Genomic DNA, 18,594 nt, shown 5'->3' with positions numbered 1-18,594 from the left:
GTGAGCCACTGGCCGGGGCTGATGCCGGTCTCCTCGCGGAAGCGGCGGGTGAAGGTCCGTACCGACATGGCCTCCTGCTCGGCCATGTCGCGCAGTTGGAGGGGCTCGTGGAGGCGGCCGAGGGCCCAGGTGCGGGCCGCGGTGGTGGTGGCGACCTGCGGGTCGGGGACCGGGCGGTGGATGTACTGGGCCTGGCCGCCGTCGCGGTGCGGGGGGACGACGGTACGGCGGGCCACGTCGTTGGCGACGGCCGTGCCGTGGTCGCGGCGGACCATGTGCAGGCACAGGTCGATGCCGGCGGCCACCCCGGCGGAGGTGAGGATGTCGCCGTCGTCGATGAAGAGGACGTCCGCGTCCACCTCGATCCGCGGGAACAGCCGCTTCAGGTGGTCCGCCTCGGCCCAGTGCGTGGTCGCGGGACGGCCGTCCAGGTAGCCGGCGGCGGCGAGCACGTAGACGCCCGTGCAGATGGAGGCGAGCCGGGTGCCGGGGCGGATGCGGGCGAGGGCGGCGGCCAGCTCGGGGGTGAGGACGCCCTCCTCGAAGACCGGGCCCAGCTCGTACGACGCCGGGATGACGACCGTGTCGGCGGTGGCCAGCGTCTCCGGGCCGTTCGGCACGTGGATCGCGAAGTCGGCGTCGGTCTCGACCGGGCCCGGCGGCCGGACCGAGCAGGTCACGACCTCGTACAGGTGCCGGCCCCGGGCGTCCTTGGGGCGGCCGAAGATGCGGTGCGGGATGCCCAGCTCGAAGGGGAGCAGGCCGTCGAGGGCGAGGACGACGACGCGGTGCGGACGGAAGCCGGATTCACTGCTCATGGCCCGATCCTAGCGAAGGCTGTCCTTCGGGCCACTCGATGGAGCGAGGCCGCTGACCCACGCTGTACGGCGTGACCCAGACAAGCGAAGCCGCAGCCGCCGCCCCCGCCGAGGACCCGAAGCCGACCCGCTCACCGCGCGTCCACCGCGCCTGGTTCGTCGCCGCCGTCACCTTCGTCACGATCATCGGCGCGGCCGCCTTCCGCTCCCTGCCCGGCCTGCTCATCGACCCGCTCAACCAGGAGTTCGGCTGGTCGCGCGGCACGGTCGGCGCGGCCGTCTCCGTCAACCTGGCGCTGTACGGGCTCACCGCGCCCTTCGCGGCCGCGCTGATGGACCGCTTCGGCATACGGCGCGTGGTGGCCGTCGCCCTGACCGTGATCGCGGCCGGCTCGGGCCTGACCGTGTGGATGACGGCGGCCTGGCAGCTGATGCTCTGCTGGGGCCTGCTGGTCGGCCTCGGCTCCGGCTCGATGGCTCTGGCCTTCGCGGCCACGGTCACCAACCGCTGGTTCACCACACGGCGCGGCCTGGTCAGCGGCATCCTCACCGCCGCCTCCGCCTCGGGCCAGCTGATCTTCCTGCCGCTGCTGTCCTGGATGGTCGAGACGTACGACTGGCGTCCGGCTGCCGTCACCGTCGCCCTCGCCGCCCTCGCGGTGGTCCCCTTCGTCTGGCTGCTGCTGCGCGACCACCCGGCCGACGTGGGCCAGCGGCCGTACGGCGCCACCGAGTTCGTGCCGAAGCCGGCGCCGGTCACCGGGGCCGCCCGCCGCGCGCTCAGGGTGCTGTTCTCCGCGGTCCGCACCGGGCCCTTCTGGCTGCTCGCCGGCACCTTCGCGATCTGCGGGGCGTCCACCAACGGCCTGGTGCAGACCCACTTCGTGCCCGCGGCCCACGACCACGGCCTCCCCGTCACGGCGGCGGCCTCGCTGCTCGCGGTCGTCGGCGTGTTCGACGTCGTCGGCACCATCGCCTCCGGCTGGTTCACCGACCGCTTCGAACCGCGCCGCCTGCTCGCCGTCTACTACGCCCTGCGCGGCATCTCCCTGCTGTTCCTGCCGATGCTGCTGGGGCCGACCGTCCGCCCCTCGATGATCTTCTTCATCATCTTCTACGGCCTCGACTGGGTCGCCACCGTCCCGCCCACCCTGGCCCTGTGCCGGGAGCGGTACGGCGACGACAGCGCCATCGTCTTCGGCTGGGTCCTCGCCTCCCACCAGATCGGCGCGGCCCTCGTCGCCTGGCTCGGCGGCGTCGCCCGCGACGCCTTCGGCTCGTACGACATGGTCTGGTACGCCTCCGGCACCCTGTGCGCGGCGGCCGCCCTGATGGCCCTGCTGATCCGGCGGCGGCCGGTGGCCCTGGCGGGCGACCCGGCGGTCGCGGGCGGGGCCCTGCCGGCCTAGGTGTGTGTCCCGGCACGGCCGGGCCGCGATGCGGGAGGGCCCGCCCGGGAACGACCCCAGGAGTGCGCTTGCAAGGGCCGTGGTCCTGAGCACGGCGGGGCGGCCCGGAGCGGCCTGCCGGCGGCGGAGGCGCAGGGGAAGCGGTCCGCCCAAGGGTGCCTGACCGGCTACAGGAACCGGCCTCTGTGGAACAGCAGCGGCGCCCGGTCCGGGTCCTCGCCCGTGCCCAGGGCGGTCACCCGGCCGACCACGATCAGGTGGTCGCCGCCGGTGTGGACCGCGTGGACCGTGCAGTCGATCCAGGCGGCGGCACCGGCCAGCCGGGGGGAGCCGGAGACCGGGGCCGCGTCGTACGGGACGCCGGTGAACTTGTCCGCGCCGCTCACCGCGAAGGCGCGGCACAGCTCGCCCTGGCCCGCGCCGAGGACGTTGACGCAGAAGACGCCGGCGCGGGCGATGCGCGGCCAGGTGGCGGAGGTGCGGCCGACCATGAAGCAGACCAGCGGCGGGTCGAGGGAGAGGGAGGAGAAGGACTGGCAGGCGAAACCGGCGGGGGAGGGCTCGTCCTCGGCCGCCGGCGCGGTGATCACGGTCACCCCGGTCGCGAAGTTCCCGAGCACGCGCCGGAACTCCGCCTGGTCGACCGGCGCCCGCTCGTCAGCGCCCACGCACCGCAACTCCGGGCGCGGCAGCGCCTCCACGGGCCCCGCCCCGGGGACCGACCTCAGATAACGGACGGCGGCCGCGGCCGCCCCTGCATGTCCCATCACCCCTCCATTGAAGATGACGGATCGTCAGATAGGAAGGGACGCGGCCCGGATATCGCCGTCACCGGGCCCTGGAACCGGTCTCATCGGCCCTGGAAATCAGGGGTTCTGCGCTCCACGAAGGCCCGTACGCCCTCCTGGGCGTCCCGGGTCGTCATGTTGATCTCCTGGGCGGCGGCCTCGGCGGCGAAGGCGGACGCCCGGTCGGTGTCCAGGGACGCGTTGACCAACTGCTTCGTCAGCGCGAGGGCGCGGGTCGGGCCGGTGGCCAGGCGGACCGCCCACTCGCGGGCCGTCTTCGGCAGCTCCTCGTCCGGGACGACCCGGTTGACCAGGCCCAGGCGCTCGGCCTCCGGTGCGGAGAGGGCGTCGCCGAAGAACATCAGCTCCTTGGCGCGGTGCGGGCCGATCAGACGGGGCAGGAGATAGGCGCCGCCGCCGTCGGGGACCAGGCCGCGCCGCACGAACACCTCGATGAAACGGGCCGATTCGGCGGCCAGGACCAGGTCGCAGGCGAGCGCGAGGTGGACGCCGAGGCCGGCGGCGGTGCCGTTGACGGCCGCGATCACCGGCTTCTCGCAGTCGAGGACGGCGGCGACGAGACGCTGGGCACCGAGCCGGATGGTCCGGGCCACGTCACCGGGAACGCGCTCGGCGGAGGCGCCGGAGGCACCGCTGCCGCGGAGGTCGGCGCCCGTGCAGAAGCCGCGGCCCGTCCCGGTGATGACCACCGCTCCGATCCCGGGGTCCGCGGAGGCCTCGGCGAGGAGGTGGATGATGTGGTCGCGCTGGTCGGGGGTGAGGGCGTTGAGGGCGTCGGGGCGGTTGAGGGTGAGGTGGGCGACCCGCTCCGCGGTCACGTACCGGACGGTGTCCATCAGCGGCACACCGCCAGCGCGTCCAGCGCCACCGCGCCCTGGCCCTGCTCCAGCACCATCAGCGGGTTGATGTCGAGCTCGGCGAGCTGGTCGCCCAGTTCCAGGGCCATGCGCTGGACGCGGAGGATCACCTCGACGAGCGCGTCGAGGTCGGCCGGCGGCCGGCCCCGCACCCCGTCCAGCAGGGGCCGCCCGCGCAGCTCCGCGAGCATGTCCCGGGCCTGGTCCTCGCCGAACGGCGGCACGCGTACGGCGGCGTCGTGCAGGACCTCGACCAGCACCCCGCCGAGCCCCACGGTCACGGTCGGCCCGAACAGGTCGTCGTGGCTGACGCCCACGACCATCTCCACGCCCCGCTCCACCATCTGGCAGACCAGTACGCCGTCCAGGGCGACCCCCTCGTAGCGGGCGATGTCGGTCAGGTCGCGGTACGCGTCCCGGACCTGGCTGGCCGAGGTCAGGCCGATCTTCACCAGGCCCAGCTCCGTCTTGTGGGCGATCTGGCCGCCGGACGCCTTCATCACCACCGGGTAGCCGACCAGCCCGGCCGCGCGCACGGCCGCCGCCGCGCTGGTCACCAGCTGCTCGCGCGGCACCCGGATGCCGTACGCGCGCAGCAGCTGCTTCGCCGCGTGCTCGCTCAGCTGCTGCCTGGGCCGCATCAGCGCGAGCGCCTTGCGGAAGGAGGGCGAAGGGGTGCGCGGGGCCTCGTCGAAGGGGGAGCGGTAGTCGCTCACGAAGCGGTGGTGGTCCAGGTAGGCGCGGACGGCGGTGAGACAGTTGCCGACGGTGCGGAAGGTGGCCACCCGGGAGGAGCCGAGCAGTACGTCGCGGTAGGCGGCCTCGGTGCCGACCGGCGAGCCCCACACCACGCACACCAGCTTGTCGGTCGCCTCGGCCGCGTCGACCAGGTCCTGGACCAGCTTGTCGCTGAGCGGCGGGAAGGGGCCGGTGATCGGGCAGATCAGCACCCCGACCTCCGGGTCGGCGAGGATCGAGTCGATGATCTTACGGCCGCGCCAGTCGCCCACCGGGTGCCCGCCGTTGTCGACCGGGTTGGCCACGCTCAGGTACTCCGGTATCCACTGGTGCAGCTCGGCCTGCCGCTCCGGCGACAGCACCGGCAGCTTCAGCCCGAGGCCGGAGGCGAGGTCGGCGACGTGCGCGCCGGTGCCGCCCGAGATGGAGTAGACGACCACCCCGTCGGCGCGCGGCGCCCGCGCCCTGGCCAGCAGGGCGGCAGTGTCCTGGAGTTCGTCGAGGCCGTCGACGCGGATCACACCGTACTGGCGCAGCGCCGCGTCCACCACGTCGTCCGCGCCGGTCAGCTTGCCGGTGTGGGAGGCGGCGGTGCGGGCGCCGGCCTCGGTGCGGCCGACCTTCACGGCGACCACGGGCACCCGGCGGCGGGCCGCGCGGTCGGCGGCGAGCAGGAAGGCGCGGCCGTCCTTGAGGCCCTCGACGTAGCAGGCGATGGCGCCGACCTCGGGGCGCTCGGCGAAGTAGGAGATGAAGTCCGCGGTCTCCAGGTCGGCCTCGTTGCCGGTCGGCGCCCAGTGCGAGAGGCGGATGCCCAGCTCCTGCGCGGCGAAGACCGGCCGGCCCTGGTGGCCGGACTGGGTGATGAGGGCGATCGCGGGACCCTCCAGGTCGTCGCGGAAGCGCTCGAAGGCGTTGAGGTTGGTGTTCGGGCCGAGCAGCCGGAGCCCGGAGCGCCGTACGGCCGCCGCGAGGCGGGTCTGGGCGGCCGCGCCCTCCTCGCCGGTCTCCGCGAACCCGGAGGCGAAGGCGACCGCGAACCTCACCTTGGCCTCGGCCAGTTCCTCGATCACCGGCAGGGGGTCGGCGACCAGGAGCACGGCGAGGTCGACCTGCTCGGGCAGGTCGGCGACGGAGGGGACGCAGGCGAGGCCGAAGACCGATGGCCGGGTCGGATGCACCGGGTGCACCCGGGCCCCGACCCGCCCCGCCCAGTCGAGCAGTTGCCGGGTGATGCCGGTGTTGGGCCGCCCCTCGGCGTCCGAGGCGCCGATCACGGCGACGGACTCGGGGCGGAAGAACCTGTCCAGATCCGGTACGTCCGCGTGCAGCGGCCGTCCGCTGACGTCCAGCGCGTCCGCGTCGTCCGTGTCGGCCGCGCGGCCGTGGACGGCGGGACCGGGACGCTGCTCACCGCAGGCGATGACCCGGGCCCGGCGGGAGTCGGTGGTGAGGGTGCCGTGGGTTGATCCAAGCATCGTTCCGCCCGCTCCTGTGTGACAGCACAATAAACTGACGCAGTGTCAGATTACTGAACTGACACTGCGTCAGGAACTGGTCTGCACGCAAAGTTGCGACAGAAAGTTGCGGCCGGAAGCGCCCCGTCGGCTCATCCGAGGGCGGCCAGCACCTCCTTCGCCACCCGCTCGCCCGAGCGCACCGCCCCGTCCATGAACCCGGTCCAGAACGTCGAGGTCTCCGTCCCGGCCCAGTGGATCCCGCCCGCCGGCTCGCGCAGCGCGGCCCCGTACTCGGTCAGCACGCCGGGCGGCGCGTAGGCCACCGGACCGCCCCGCGAGAAGCCCTCATTGTCCCAGCGCTGTAGCACGAAGGAGGTGGGGGATTCGGCCTTCTCCCCGAAGTAGTTGGCGTAGTCGGCCAGCACGGCGGCCTTGACGTCGGCCTCGCTCGCCGCGTCGTACGCCCGCATCTCGTCGGCCTCGATGAAGCCCATCAGCGCGCCGTAGGAGCCGTCCGGCGGGGAGTTGTCGAAGGTCGAGCGGACCGTGCCGGAGTCGCTGACGGCCTGGCCGTTGAGGCCGTCGGCCCGCCAGAACGGGGTGTCGTAGACGGCGATGGCCTTGCCGATCGAGCCCATCGGCATCCGCTGGGTGAGCTGGTCGCGGGCGGCCGGCAGCAGCGGGTCGTAGCTGATCCGGGCGGCCAGCGGGGGCGGCAGGGCGACCACGACCCGGGTGGCGTTGACCGTGATGCCGTCGGCCGTGACGACGTACGCGCTCCCGGACCTGGCGATCGACCGGACCGGCGCGCTCAGCACCACCCGGTCGCCGAGGGTCGCCGCGAGCTTGATCGGGACCTGCTGGGAGCCTCCGACGAAACGGGACTCCTGGGCGCCGTTCGCGGTGTCGGTGAGGCGTTCCAGAGTGCCGGGGTTGGACTCGTCACCGGCGGCGGCGATGTAGTAGAGGACGTAGAGCAGGGAGAGCTCGCGGGGCTGGGCCGAGAAGATCGACGTGCAGGCCAGGTCCAGCAGGAACTTGGCGGAGGGCACGACCGCGTTGGCGTTCAGCCAGCTCTCGAAGGTCTGCTTGTCCCACTCGGCGGCCTTGGCGGCCGTCCAGGGCGCGTCCACCGGGACCCGCGCGGCCATGCTGTCCAGTTCGGACTGCACGATCGCCGCGTTGGCGAGCCCGGCCGCGTCCACCGGCGGCACCGAGCCGAGCAGGCCGCTGGTGTCGTACGGGGTGCGCTTGCCGTCCTTGTAGAGGAGGTTGTCGCCCGTGTTGTAGGTGGTGAAGGTGGCGACGCCCAGGGAGTCGGCGAGGGCCTTGATGCGGTTCTGGGTGGGGCCGATGAACTCGCCGCCGCCCTCGGTGAAACCGCCGTTGGCCAGCTTCAGGTTCACCACCCGGCCGCCGACCCGGTCCCGGGCCTCCAGGACGGCCACGGTCTTGCCGCCCGCCACCAGGTCACGGGCCGCGGTGAGGCCGGCGATGCCGCCGCCGACGATCGCGACGTCGACGGTCCGGGAGGCGGCGGCCGAGGCGGTGCCGGCGGAGACCGCGGTCAGACCCGCGGCCCCGGCGGCGGCGCCGCCGAGCAGGGAACGGCGGGAGAGCTGTCTTTCACGAGCCACGTGCGTCCTCCGTGCTGAGCGAGAGGGGTGGAGCCGGAAAGTTGAGCAGGGCTCACATTCTGGTCCCGGACGCGCGCAGGATGCTACCGCCGGTAACAAACCGCTCCCGTCGCCTGCGTCACATGGCCAACGGGAGTGCTGTGCAAGGAGATTGAGGCCTTCTACGCCGTCCGCTGCCGCTTGGCGACGGCCTTCGCGATCTTCTCCGCGTCGATGGCCATCTCGCGGAGGTTGCCGCTGATGGGGTTGGTGTAGCCGGTGAAGTAGAGGCCCGGGGCGTGCTTCGGGGTGCGGGGGCCGTGGACGACGGGACGGCCGCGGTCGTCGAGGACGTCGAGGTGGCCGACCAGGCCCTCCAGGGCGCGGACGTAGCCGGTCGCGGCGATCACCGCGTCGGGGGAGACGCGGGTGCCGTCGGCGAGGAGGACCTTGCCGTCCTCGAAACCCTCGACGGTGGCCACGATCTCGACCTTCCCCTGGCGCACCGCGTCGATGAGGCCGACGTCCAGGACCGGGATGGAGCCCTGCTTCACCCGGCTGTAGAGGCCGCTGTCGGGGCGGGGCAGGCCGTGCGCGGTCAGGTCGGGGACGCTGACCTTGGCCATGGTGCGGGCCAGCCGGTCGACGAGGGCCGTCGGGAGCCGTCGTACCAGGATGGAGTTGTACTGGGCGGCCCAGCCGGCGGTGGAGCGGCGCACGATGTGCGGGACCGTGCGGACGGCCAGCCGCACCCGGGAGGCGCCGCCCTCGGTCAGGTCGACGGCGATCTCGGCGCCGGTGTTGCCGATGCCGACGACGAGGACGTCCCGGCCGGCGAAGGGCTCGGCGTTGCGGTACGCGCCGGCGTGCAGGAACTCCCCGCCGAAGCCGTCCCGGCCCGGCCAGTCGGGGATGCGCGGGGTGTGGTTGAAGCCGGTGGCGACCACCACCGCGGAGCCGGTCAGCTCCCGCCCGCCCGAGGCGCGCAGCAGCCAGCCGTCACCGTCGGCCGAGCGCTCCACGCGGGAGACCTCGACGCCGGTGACGATCTCCAGTTCGTGGTGCTCGGCGTACTTCTCCAGATAGCGCACCACGTCGTCGCGGGAGACCCAGCGGCCGAAGCGGCGCGGCATGGGCAGCCCGGGGAGCGCGGACAGGCGCCGGGTGGTGTGGAGGTGGAGACGGTCGTAGTGACGGCGCCAGGACGCGCCGACGTCGTCCGACTTCTCCAGGACTACGGCGCGGATGCCCCGGGCCCGCAGCGCGTACGCGGCGGCGAGCCCTCCGGGGCCGGCGCCGATGACGTACACGGGCGAGACGGTAGGGGAGAACACGGCCATGAGCGCGAGCGTAATCACGCGTCACGTTGATGGGTCTCGGTCAAGACCGGAATTGGTTGCGGATTGATCACACCGGTAGGAGAAGCGGGTGGGACTTGTGACGTAGCCCACCTCATCTGCGGGAAAGCGGGTGGAAAAGCGAAAGGCCCGTGACATCGGGCCCCGGTGCGCTGGGGCCCGACGCCACGGGTGGGCGGTGTCCTTGGACAGACGGGAAAAAGGACACCGCGTCCGGGGAGGCTGTCGCGGCTTCGGGAGCGCCCTCTCGATGGTGAGGGTTTCTTGCTCACGCCCGCGGCGGCCGGTCAATTCCGCTTGGCCGTCCTGTCCTTGTCGTAGCCCGTCACCGTGGCGATCCAGGTGATGAAGTCGCCCGGGTCGGTGTTGGCGCCGTGGCCCTGGTCCCAGTAGTAGAGGTGGTTGACGTCGTCGCCGAGGTTGTCCAGGCGGGCCGCCAGGTTCGCGGAGATGACGTGCGAGGTGTCGGAGTCGCTGGTGCCGAGGCGGATCCACCAGTGCTTGGAGCGGCGTTCGTTGACCTTCTCCACCAGGTGGTACATCGGGTTCATCAGGTTCAGCTTCCCGGGGATGTCGGCGGCGACCCGCTTGGTGCCGAGTCCGGTGCTGTCATTCTTCGCGCCGTACGCCGTGAAGTGCCGTGCCTCGGTCGTACCCGCTCCGAATTCGTTGTTCTCGCCGGCCGACAGGTCGAAGGCGTCGAAGGCCGGGGTGTCCTTCTTGCGGGCGCCGACGTGGGTGAGGAAGTCGTCCCAGGCGAAGGCGGCCCTGCCGCCGGACCAGGTGATGAAGGTGTTCTTCGCCAGGTACGTCTCGCGGTCCGAGTCGGAGAGGCCGGCCAGGTACTTGGTGGCCGAGGGCTCCAGGTACTGCTTGACCAGGTACTCGTCGTAGTTGCGGGCGGTCAGCGGGCCGAAGCCGTCCAGGCCGCGTAGCTTCAGGCCCGCCTGGTACTCGGCGAACTGGGCCTTGAGGTCCTTGGAGACGGTCTGGTCGACCTGCTTGCCGGAGGAGAGGGCGTTGGTGCCCCAGTTCCACTCGTAGGCGCCGTCGGCGTGCTCCAGGTCGGTGATCGGGCACCAGGCGCCGACCGCGAACAGCGCGTCCGAGGCGTCGGCCGCGCCGAGCTCCTTGAGGTACTTGTCGTAGATCGGGCTGTCGCCGGACGCGCCGAGCAGCGCGGAGACGGCGCCGCCGGCGCTGGTGCCGGCGGAGACGATCCGGTCGGTGTCACCGGGGATACGGCCCTTGTTGGACCGGACGTACCGCACGGCGGCCTTGAGGTCGACGATCACGGCCGGGGCGGTGCCGTAGTACTCGCCGTCGGAGTTCGTGAGGGTACGGCCACGGGCCCCGGGTTCCACGACGACGTAACCGGCGAGCAGCGCCAGCAGCTGGTTGGTGTTCAGGGCCCCGCCGGTGCCGTTGGTGTTGCCGTTGGCACCGGGAGCGGAGGCGGAGGCCGAGGCGCTGGGCGCGGGGGAGGCGCCGCCGCCCGTGCCGCCGCCCGTGGGGGCTCCGGAGGCGCCGATGCCGGTGGCGTCGGCCACGGAGGACGGCAGGTAACCGCCGACGGAGTTCGCGAACAGGATCGGGGCGTCGGTCGCGTCCACGGCGGTGCCGTCGATCTCGACGGGCACGCTGACGTTCAGGGACTGGTAGGTCTCGTCCACCGGGTCGGCGACGTAGGTGATCGCCTTCCAGAAGTGGTAGGTCACCTTGTGCTCGGCGCCCTGGGTGTCCGTGATCGTCGTCGTCAGCTTCGTATAGGCATCCGGGTCGAACCTCAGGGAGGCCGAGGACGAGGAGGGGTTGCCCGACGCCTGCGCGCTGAGGGCGGCACCGCCGACTGCCGCGACACCGGCCGTGGCGCCGATTCCCATGATCACGGTCCTGCGCTTGACTGCCCTGTGCTTCACGTTGCTGCCTCTCCTCTGCGGACTCCTTGGCCTTGCGGCTGCGAACGTAATCTGGAGCCAACAAAATCGTCAACAATTTGCCGGGATCTCACCGGGGATCCACAGGGTCACCGGAAACGCACAGGTTCTGCCCACCCGGGTCTAGGCCGCACCTCAGGAACTGACGTACCGTCAGATTCATGGATGCGACGAGTTCCGACGGGACACGCGGCGAGCCTCCGCGCCACGACCGCCCCGAACCGGACGCCTTCACCCGCCCCTACTGGGAGGCCGCGGCCGGGGGCCGGCTCCTGCTCCGCCGCTGCGGCTCCTGCGGCCGGGCCCACCACTACCCCCGGGAGTTCTGCCCGCACTGCTGGAGCGAGGACGTCACCTGGGAACGGGCGACCGGCCGCGCGACCCTCTACACCTGGTCCGTCGTCCACCGCAACGACCTCCCGCCGTTCGGTGACCGCGTCCCGTACGTGGCCGCAGTGGTCGACCTCGCCGAGGGCCCGCGCATGATGACTGAGCTGGTGGCCGCGGACCCGGGGACCCTGGGCGCCGGACAGGAGCTGGAGGTCGCCTTCCGGGAGGGGGTGCCGGTGTTCCGCCCGGCGCCGCGCTGAAACCCGCTGGGCCGTCGCCCGGCGCAACGGCTTCAATGGCCCCATGGCCCTCACCGACGAACAGCCCGCCGCCCACCGCCCCGACGCCACCCCGTACGGCCACGGCCTGCGGCTGGACCGCTGGGACCCGGACGCGGAGGCCCACGTCGAGGCGTGGCTGCGCTCCCGTTCCGACCCGGACTTCCGCCGCTGGAACACCCCGCTCACCCAGGTGACCGACCTCGCGGGTGCCCGCGCCTCGCTGGCCGGGCTGCGCAAGCAGGCGGCGGACGGCACCTGCGCGCCGTTCCGGATCACGGACGCGCAGAGCGGTACGACCCTCGGCCACGTCGGCGTCAACATGATCGACCGCACGTTCCGGACGGCCCGGGTCGGCTACTGGGTGCTCGCCGAGGCGCGGGGCCGCCGGGTCGCCACCCACGCCCTGGCCCTGGCGGCGGACTGGGCCTTCGCCGAACTCGGCCTTTACCGGCTGGAGTTGGGGCATGCCCTCGGCCACGAGGCGTCCTGCCGCATCGCGCAGACGTGCGGTTTCCGGTACGAGGGGACGCTGCGCGGCGCGATGTTCGAGGCGGGCCGGCGGGACGCCTTCCGCGACGTACACCTGCACGCCCGCCTGGCCACGGACCCGAGCCCGGACCTGGTCGCGCCCTCGGCCCCGGCGCCGGTTTAGTGCGCGGGCGGCGGCCGATGGCGCTTGAGAGTGTTCTGGCATGCGGGGGCGAAGCGGCGGGTGACCTGCGGCAGACGGCGGCGCCGTTCACGTGATCGGACGGCGGTTCAGGGGCGGGCGCGTTCCGCGGAGCGACTGGTATTAGTGGTGTATGCAGGAAGAGACCGCGCGGTCCGCGATCGACACATTCATCTCCGCGTTCAACGCCTCGGACGACAGCTATGTGACTGCGCTGCTCTCCCAGGCCCTGACATCGGACGTGGTCTTCTGGGGGCCGCTGGGCCGCAGTGAAGGGATCGCGGCGGTCGAGCGGTTCGTGCTGGACATCCGGCGCCACCCGGCGGGGACCGGCACGATGGTGCGCTGCTCGGCGGTGGACATGCCCGACGAGTGGGCCCGCTACCAGTGGGCCTTCACCACGCCGGACGGAGGCCCCCGCCTGACCGGAACGGACGTCGTCCACCTGCGACGGAGCCTCATCGACCAGGTCATCGTCTTCGCGGGAGAGATCGAGCCGTCCGCCGCCTGAGCCGTCCTGAGCCGTCCTCCTGGGGCGTCCGGACCTGCGCCCCTACGTCGCTCCGGGGCTGTCCGGCCGATCTCGTTGCTCCGGTCTCCATGGCCGGCGTGCCCCTGGCGGTCGCCGGCCGGATTCGGGTCGGGCCCGTCCGTACCCCGCCGGAACCGCGTGGCCGCGGCTCGGCCGGCGCGGTGACCGCCGAGGTCGGCCGGGCGGCGCCGGCCGCGGGCGCCGCCGAGGTGCTGTTCTTCGCGGACCTCGCGAACCCGACGGGCAACGCCCTGTAACAGTGCATCGGCTACCGGCAGGTGGCCGACTGGGCGGTGTACGACCTCGCGGGGCGGACGCCGTGAGGGAGGCCGGTCACGGCCACAGCAACTGCTTCCGCCAGCCTCCGTCCCCCTCCGCGACGTAACGGAGGCGGACGTGCCGCCGGTCCGGGTCGCCCTGGAAGAACTCCGCCTCCTGCGGGCGCAGGTGGTAGAGGGTCCAGGTCGGGGAGGGGGCGGTCGGGTCGGTGCGGGCGCGTTCCCAGGCCGCCTCCGACTCCTTTCGCAGCTCCTCCAGCGAGGACAGGGGCCCGCTCTGGCGGCCGGTGAGCGCGGCGGCCAGGGCGCCCGTCGAGCGGGCGTGCAGGTCGGCCTGGCTCTCGGCGGACGCGGCCGCGGTGACGGGCCCGCGGAGCCGGACCTGGCGGCCCAGCACCGGCCAGTAGAAGGCCAGGGCCGCGTACGGGCGGGCGCTCAGCTGGTGCCCCTTGCGGCTGGTCACATGGGAGGCGAAGGACCAGCCGTGCGGGTCCGCGCCGTGCAGGATCACGATCCGTACGTCCGCCCGGCCCTCCTCGTCCGTCGTCGCCAGGGACATGGTGTGCGGCTCCGGCTGCCCGGCCGCCACCGCCTCCGCGAACCACGTGGTGAAGAGGGGGAGCGGTGCCGCCGGAGCCGCCGCCGGGTCGAAGGGCCGTAGCTCCGTGGTCCCGGGGGACCAGACGCGGAGCGACCTCAGGAGCGCGTGAAGATCCGTTGCTGCCATGTGCCGAGTATCACTCGGTGCCTCCGGCGGCCGTGTCATCAGCCACCTCCCGCGGTCGCCCCGGTGTCCCCGTGGCCAGACCCGAGGGCACAACATCGCAAATCCCTGCGAACACCTGTGCCCCGGCCGCACACTGTCCGGCATGAGGGGACCGAAGACCGTGAAAGTGGCCGTACGCCATGTAAGCGGTGATGTCGGACGGCGCCGGACACGGGCCGTCACCTGGGCCGCCCGCGACTTCCGGCTGGTCCGGCCGGCCGAGGGCCGGGACCGGGTCGAGCTGGAGTGTCCGGTCTGCGCGGTGTCCGTCCTCGCCGAGGTCAGCGATCACGCGCGCACCCGGCGGGTGCGCAACGCCTGGGCGGTCGTGTCGGTCGTCTCCCTCCTCGTGTCCGCCGTCGCCCTCGGCTACGCCGTCCACGAGGGCGGCGGGGCCCTGCCCGCGGGGCAGTCCCTGCCGGTCCTCTTCCCGGCCGGCCTGATCGTCGCCGTCGCCGGGCTCGTCATGACGCCCACGGCATGGGTGCGCAGCCGCCGCCACATCGGCGTCACCCTCCTCGACGCCCCGGGGCCGCGCCGCGGCCACCGGATCGTGCCGGTGCGCGGCTGAGAGCCGTCAGTGCCGGGCGAACTGGACCCCGGTCTGCTGCACCACGTCCGGGCGCACGGCGAGGGCCGGCACGGTGAGCTGCTGGCCGTAGATGTCGGTGAGGCGGATCTCGCCGCCGCAGCCGGTGCCCTGCTCGGAGAGGAAGTAGTTGTACCCGGTGCGGGTCAGTGCCAGCCAGCCGCCGCTCGTGCGGACCTCCAGGCGGGCCAGCGGGTTGCGGTGGCCGATCGCCTGGACGCCGCACCAGTACTGGGTGGAACCGGTCTTGTAGCGGATCGAGACGGTGTCGGAGGCGGCCGGGCTCAGCAGGCTCCAGGTGATCGCGATCCGGCCCGCCGACAGCGGCGCCAGTTTCGCGAACGCCTGGTGACTCAGGTCGAGTTGGCCGGGCGCGCAGGGTGCCGGGCACTCGTTGGTGATGCGTACGGTGATGGACGTACCGCTCGCCGCCCGCACGGAGATGTACGCCCCGCAGGCCTTCGCCGTCTCGTAGTCCGCGGTGTTCATCGCCGCGGTCATCACGTCGGAGGTGGGGCCGTAGGAGCAGGCGCCGTCGCCGTTGCCGACGTCGTAGGAGGTGGCGACCCCCTGGTAGGTGGTGCCGGGGCGGATCCGGCCGGCCGCGGGGGCCGTGGTGGTGGCGGAGGAGGCGCGGGCCGTGCCGCCCGCCGGGCGCCTGGCCGGGGTGGTGGCCGGGGTCGCGGACGGGGTGGTGGTCCGCCTGCTCGCCGTGGGGGTCGGTGCGGCCGTGCTGGACGGCGTCGGCGACGGGCCCTTCGGGGTTGCCGCCGTGCTCGTCGCGGCGTGTGCCGCGGACCCGGACACCGCCCGGTCCTGTCCGGTGGCGCCGGCCGCGGCGCCGGGGCGGAAGGCCACGGCCAGGGTCACGACCAGGGCGACGGCGGCGACGGCGGCCACCGCGAGCAACGGACCGCGGACCGGGCGCCATGCGAAGTCCCGGTCCGGCTTCGGCCGCGCGCGGCGGCGAGGTGAGGAGGAGGCCACGGAGGGATCCTTACGCGATTCGGCGGTGCGTGTTCTTCGAACATCGAAGCTTCCGGTACGGCAGTGGCCGCCGGGGCCGGAAAGGTTGCCGCCGCCGCGCGAGAAGCTGCCGCCGCCCGGCGGAGAGCCTCACCCCCGCCCCAGCACCACCGTCCCCGACGAGCAGAACCAGCCGCCCGTCCCCGACGCCACCCCCAGCTCCGGCAGCCCCCCGTCCGCCCGCCGCACCTGCCGCCGCCCGGCCTCGCCGCGCAGCTGCCGTACCGCCTCCACGAGCAGGAACAGCCCCCGCATCCCGGGGTGCTGGGCCGACAGGCCGCCCCCGTCGGTGTTCACCGGGAGCTCGCCGCCCTCGACCAGCAGCCGCCCCTTCTCCACGAACGCCCCGCCCTCGCCCTTCGCGCAGAAGCCCAGGTCCTCCAGGGTGACGAGGGTCATGTAGGTGAAGGCGTCGTAGATCTCCGCGAAGTCGATGTCGCGGGCGGTGACTCCGGCCCGGCGAAAGGCCAGTTCGCCGCTCACCGCCGCCGGGGACACCGTGAAGTCCTCCCACTCCGACATCGTGGCGTGGGAGAGGCACTCACCCGTGCCGAGGACCCACACCGGGGCGGTCCGGCAGTCCCGTACGTACTCCTCGGCCGCCAGCAGCACGGCCGCGCCGCCGTCCGAGCGGACGCAGCAGTGCAGTTTGGTGAAGGGGTCGGCGATCATCGGGCCGGACAGGACCTCGTCGACCGTGACGGGGGTGCGGAACATCGCCTCCGGGTTCAGTGCCGCGTTGGCCCGTGCCTGGACCGCGACCTGCGCCAACTGCTCGATCGTGGTGCCGTGTTCGATCATGTGGCGGCGGGCGGCCATCGCGTACTTGGCGATCAGGGTGTGGCCGTAGGGGACCTCGAACTGGAGGGGGCCGCGGGCGCCGAAGGACAGGTTCCCCGTGCGCCGCCCCGCCCGGATGTCGGCGCGGGCGGTCGAGCCGTAGACCAGCAGGACCGCGTTGGCGTGGCCGGCGGCTATCGCGTCCGCCGCGTGGGCCGCCATGACCTCCCAGGTGGAGCCGCCGACGGAGGTGGAGTCGGCCCAGGTGGGGCGCAGGCCCAGGTACTCGGCCACCTCCACCGGGGCGAGGGTGCCGAGGCCCGCCGACGCGAAGCCGTCCACCGCCTCCCGGGCGAGGCCCGCGTCGGCCAGCGCGCGGCGGGCCGCCTGGGCGTGCAGGGTGTAGGGGGTGGCGTCGTCCACCCGGCCGCAGTCGGAGAGGGCCACGCCGACCACGGCGACCTTGCGGGGTCCAGTCATGAATCTGACGGTACATCAGATACCCTGGACTCCGCCCCTGTGCATCTGTGTCCGACGCCCCTAGCATGACGGACCGTCAGATCGTCAGGAGGTCCGGTCATGGACGCCCGCTTCACCGACGAGCAGGACGAGATCAGGCGCGCCCTGCGTGAACTGCTCCACAAGCGCTGCCATCCGGAGGACGTGCGGGCCGCCGTCGACAGGGCGGAGGGGTACGACCCCGGCCTGTGGACCGCCCTCGGCGAACAGCTGGGCCTGCCCGGCCTCGCCCTTCCCGAGGCGTACGGCGGCGCCGGCTGCACGCGCACCGAAGCCGCCCTCGCCGCGGAGGAGCTGGGGCGGGCCCTCGCTCCCACCCCGTTCCTCGCCACCGCCGTGCTCGCCGCCCCGCTGCTGCTCGCCCTCGGCACCGACGCCCAGCGGGCCGAACTGCTCCCGAGGATCGCCGACGGCCGCCTCACCGCCGCCCTCGCCGTCCCCGGCACCAGCCTCACCGCCGCCCTCGCGCTCACCGGCCCCGGCGGCGCCGACTGGGCCGGCGGCGGGCGGGCCGGAGGCGTGCAGGCGCGGCGCGCGGCGGGCCGCTGGCGGCTGTACGGACAGGCCGACCAGGTGCTCGACGGGCACAGCGCCGGACTGCTCCTCGTCCCCGCGCACACCGGGGGGTACGCCCGCTCGCGCGTCCTGCTCTTCCTGGTGGCGGGGGACGCCGCCGGGGTCGTACGGACGCGGCGCACCAGCCTGGACCCCACCCGCGGCCAGGCGTGTGTGCAACTGCGCGATGTGCAGGCCGAGTTGCTCGGCTCCGACGAGGACACCGACGTCCGGGCCGCCCTCGCCGGCCTCGGCGACTTCGTGGCCGCCGTGCTCGCGGCCGAGGCCGTGGGCGCCGCCGACCGGGCGCTGGAGCGGACCGTGGAGTACGTGAAGCAGCGGGAGCAGTTCGGGCGGCCGATCGGGTCGTTCCAGGCGGTCAAGCACCGGCTGGCCGACGTGTACGTGGCGGTGCGGGCGGCCCGGTCGGCGGCCTACTACGCGTCCTGGGCCACCGTGCACGGGGAACAGGCCGGCGGCCTGGCGCTCGCCCAGGCGCTGGAGGCGCTGCGGACCGCCGCGGGCGAGGGGATCCAGTTGCACGGCGGGATCGGTTTCACCTGGGAGCACGAGGCGCATCTGTACTTCAAGCGGGCAGCCGGGGACGAGCTGCTGTTCGGGCCGGGGCACCGGCTGCGCGGGCACGCGGCCGAGGCGGCCGGGCTGTTCGCGGGACGGGAGGTGGGGGTGTGATCGGTCAACGGCTGGTGCAGAAGGTCTCGGCGACCCGGGGGTTCGCCAAGGTGGCCCCGCACGTGGTCCCGGCCCTGGACCGGGCCGTGCACCGGCTCAGCCGCGGCCGGGTGCTGCTCAGCGCCCAGATGCTGCCCGGGGTGATCCTCACCTCCACCGGCGCGCGCAGCGGACGGCCCCGCCGGACGCCGCTGGCGTGCATGCCCGAGGGGGACGGCTGGTTCCTCGTCGGATCCAACTTCGGGCGCACCGGCCATCCCGCCTGGACGTACAACCTCCTCGGGCATCCCGCCGCCGAGATCAGCTGGAAGGGGCAGGACATCCCGGTCACCGCCCGGCTGCTGGAGGGGGCGGAGCGGGCGGAGGCCTGGCGGCGGCTGCTGGAGTTCTGGCCGCCGTACGCCGCCTACCAGGAGCGGGTGGACCGGGAGATCCGGATCTTCCGGCTCACGCGCGGCACGTCATAGCGCGTGCCGCGCGAGCAGCGGAGCACCGATGCAGGGCAGCGGAGCCCCGATGCAGGGCAAGCGGCGCACCGATGCAGGGCAGCGGCGCCCCGAGGCCCGGCATCGC

At 73.4% G+C, this 18,594-nt stretch carries 17 protein-coding genes and 1 pseudogene; 8 read left to right on the top strand and 10 right to left on the bottom strand.

The window, feature by feature from the left end:
* Nucleotides 1–818, bottom strand: an 818-nt coding sequence (locus AB0P24_RS14440; RefSeq protein WP_365793708.1) for a DJ-1/PfpI family protein, incomplete at its 3' end; no start/stop codon positions are given.
* 71 nt (nucleotides 819–889) lie between these two features.
* On the opposite strand from AB0P24_RS14440, the gene AB0P24_RS14435 reads away from it, so the two are divergent.
* Nucleotides 890–2,227, top strand: a complete 1,338-nt coding sequence (locus AB0P24_RS14435; protein ID WP_365793706.1) for an MFS transporter — start codon at nucleotides 890–892, stop codon at nucleotides 2,225–2,227.
* 167 nt (nucleotides 2,228–2,394) lie between these two features.
* Here AB0P24_RS14435 and AB0P24_RS14430 read toward each other — a convergent pair whose 3' ends face one another.
* The 6 genes from AB0P24_RS14430 to AB0P24_RS14405 all read right to left on the bottom strand — a co-directional run bounded on the left by AB0P24_RS14430 (nucleotide 2,395) and on the right by AB0P24_RS14405 (nucleotide 10,948).
* Nucleotides 2,395–2,994 (bottom strand): flavin reductase family protein, encoded by a 600-nt coding sequence (locus AB0P24_RS14430; RefSeq protein ID WP_365793704.1) that lies wholly within the window; start codon nucleotides 2,992–2,994, stop codon nucleotides 2,395–2,397.
* Nucleotides 2,995–3,077: 83 nt separating this feature from the next.
* The gene (locus AB0P24_RS14425) at nucleotides 3,078–3,872 is read right to left on the bottom strand and encodes an enoyl-CoA hydratase-related protein (protein ID WP_365793702.1); all 795 of its coding nucleotides are present in this window, start codon (nucleotides 3,870–3,872) and stop codon (nucleotides 3,078–3,080) included.
* Nucleotides 3,872–6,109, bottom strand: coding sequence for an acetate--CoA ligase family protein (locus AB0P24_RS14420; protein WP_365793700.1), 2,238 nt, complete (start codon nucleotides 6,107–6,109; stop codon nucleotides 3,872–3,874). Before AB0P24_RS14420 ends, AB0P24_RS14425 begins: the two co-directional genes overlap by 1 nt.
* 131 nt (nucleotides 6,110–6,240) lie before the next feature.
* Nucleotides 6,241–7,728, bottom strand: coding sequence for an FAD-dependent oxidoreductase (locus AB0P24_RS14415; protein WP_365793698.1), 1,488 nt, complete (start codon nucleotides 7,726–7,728; stop codon nucleotides 6,241–6,243).
* A gap of 161 nt (nucleotides 7,729–7,889) precedes the next feature.
* On the bottom strand, nucleotides 7,890–9,047 hold the full coding sequence (locus AB0P24_RS14410; protein ID WP_365793696.1) for an NAD(P)/FAD-dependent oxidoreductase: 1,158 nt from the start codon (nucleotides 9,045–9,047) through the stop codon (nucleotides 7,890–7,892).
* A 305-nt stretch (nucleotides 9,048–9,352) separates the two neighbouring features.
* Nucleotides 9,353–10,948 (bottom strand): subtype B tannase, encoded by a 1,596-nt coding sequence (locus tag AB0P24_RS14405; protein WP_365793717.1) that lies wholly within the window; start codon nucleotides 10,946–10,948, stop codon nucleotides 9,353–9,355.
* Between the two features lie 215 nt (nucleotides 10,949–11,163).
* On the opposite strand from AB0P24_RS14405, the gene AB0P24_RS14400 reads away from it, so the two are divergent.
* The 4 genes and pseudogenes from AB0P24_RS14400 to AB0P24_RS14385 form a co-directional block, all read left to right on the top strand.
* Entirely contained in the window at nucleotides 11,164–11,592 is a 429-nt protein-coding gene (locus AB0P24_RS14400; protein WP_365793694.1) for a Zn-ribbon domain-containing OB-fold protein, read from the top strand.
* Nucleotides 11,593–11,635: 43 nt separating this feature from the next.
* Nucleotides 11,636–12,265 (top strand): GNAT family N-acetyltransferase, encoded by a 630-nt coding sequence (locus tag AB0P24_RS14395; protein ID WP_365793692.1) that lies wholly within the window; start codon nucleotides 11,636–11,638, stop codon nucleotides 12,263–12,265.
* A 151-nt stretch (nucleotides 12,266–12,416) separates the two neighbouring features.
* The gene (locus AB0P24_RS14390) at nucleotides 12,417–12,794 is read left to right on the top strand and encodes a nuclear transport factor 2 family protein (RefSeq protein ID WP_365793690.1); all 378 of its coding nucleotides are present in this window, start codon (nucleotides 12,417–12,419) and stop codon (nucleotides 12,792–12,794) included.
* An 80-nt stretch (nucleotides 12,795–12,874) separates the two neighbouring features.
* Nucleotides 12,875–13,072: pseudogene (locus tag AB0P24_RS14385) on the top strand (GNAT family N-acetyltransferase); the annotation flags it as partial.
* 76 nt (nucleotides 13,073–13,148) lie between these two features.
* Here AB0P24_RS14385 and AB0P24_RS14380 read toward each other — a convergent pair.
* Entirely contained in the window at nucleotides 13,149–13,820 is a 672-nt protein-coding gene (locus AB0P24_RS14380; protein ID WP_365793689.1) for a pyridoxal 5'-phosphate synthase, read from the bottom strand.
* Nucleotides 13,821–13,962: 142 nt separating this feature from the next.
* Between AB0P24_RS14380 and AB0P24_RS14375 the strand changes: the two genes are divergently transcribed.
* Nucleotides 13,963–14,430 (top strand): hypothetical protein, encoded by a 468-nt coding sequence (locus AB0P24_RS14375; protein ID WP_365793687.1) that lies wholly within the window; start codon nucleotides 13,963–13,965, stop codon nucleotides 14,428–14,430.
* Nucleotides 14,431–14,436: 6 nt separating this feature from the next.
* On the opposite strand, the gene AB0P24_RS14370 is transcribed toward AB0P24_RS14375, so the two are convergent.
* Nucleotides 14,437–15,435 (bottom strand): expansin EXLX1 family cellulose-binding protein, encoded by a 999-nt coding sequence (locus AB0P24_RS14370; protein WP_365793685.1) that lies wholly within the window; start codon nucleotides 15,433–15,435, stop codon nucleotides 14,437–14,439.
* A 129-nt stretch (nucleotides 15,436–15,564) separates the two neighbouring features.
* Nucleotides 15,565–16,734, bottom strand: coding sequence for an acetyl-CoA acetyltransferase (locus tag AB0P24_RS14365; protein WP_365793683.1), 1,170 nt, complete (start codon nucleotides 16,732–16,734; stop codon nucleotides 15,565–15,567).
* A gap of 99 nt (nucleotides 16,735–16,833) precedes the next feature.
* Between AB0P24_RS14365 and AB0P24_RS14360 the strand changes: the two genes are divergently transcribed.
* Nucleotides 16,834–18,021 carry an acyl-CoA dehydrogenase family protein gene (locus AB0P24_RS14360; RefSeq protein ID WP_365793681.1) on the top strand — a complete coding sequence of 396 codons (1,188 nt, stop codon included), beginning with the start codon at nucleotides 16,834–16,836 and terminating at the stop codon, nucleotides 18,019–18,021.
* Entirely contained in the window at nucleotides 18,018–18,488 is a 471-nt protein-coding gene (locus AB0P24_RS14355; RefSeq protein ID WP_365793679.1) for a nitroreductase family deazaflavin-dependent oxidoreductase, read from the top strand. Before AB0P24_RS14360 ends, AB0P24_RS14355 begins: the two co-directional genes overlap by 4 nt.
* The last annotated feature ends 106 nt before the right edge of the window (nucleotides 18,489–18,594 follow it).

The organism is Streptomyces sp. NPDC086519 (genome assembly GCF_040686075.1).
Classification (GTDB): domain Bacteria; phylum Actinomycetota; class Actinomycetes; order Streptomycetales; family Streptomycetaceae; genus Streptomyces; species Streptomyces shenzhenensis.
This window is presented reverse-complemented; position numbering and strand designations above follow the sequence as displayed.